At 68.7% G+C, this 243-nt stretch carries 1 protein-coding gene; it reads right to left on the bottom strand.

All coding sequences use genetic code 11. The annotated features are described in order from the left end of the window. Nucleotides 1–243: hypothetical protein (locus tag SB658_RS26905; RefSeq protein WP_410603560.1), on the bottom strand; the 243-nt coding region annotated here is incomplete at both ends.

The following is a 243-nucleotide window of genomic DNA, read 5'->3' as shown; positions in this document are numbered from 1 at the left end:
CGATCACGAAGACACCGCCCTTGAAGCGGAAGTCGCCGAGCCTCGCGATCACGAGCGCGCCGATGAGGCCGCCAACGCCCGAGCAGGTCAGCAGCAACCCCAGGCCGTCGGCGTCGAGGCCGAACTGACGCTCGGCGAACACCGGCATGAACGACTGGTAGATCGGCCACAGCAGCAGGTTCGCGACGACCGTGACGCCGAGCACGGCAACCGCCATCGGCACGGCACGCACCGCGCGGAAAC

This window comes from Bacillus sp. SIMBA_008 (assembly GCF_046535495.1).
In the GTDB taxonomy this organism is placed as follows: domain Bacteria; phylum Bacillota; class Bacilli; order Bacillales; family Bacillaceae; genus Bacillus; species Bacillus subtilis.
Note: the sequence above shows the minus strand (reverse complement) of the source record. Positions and strands in the feature narration are given on the sequence as shown.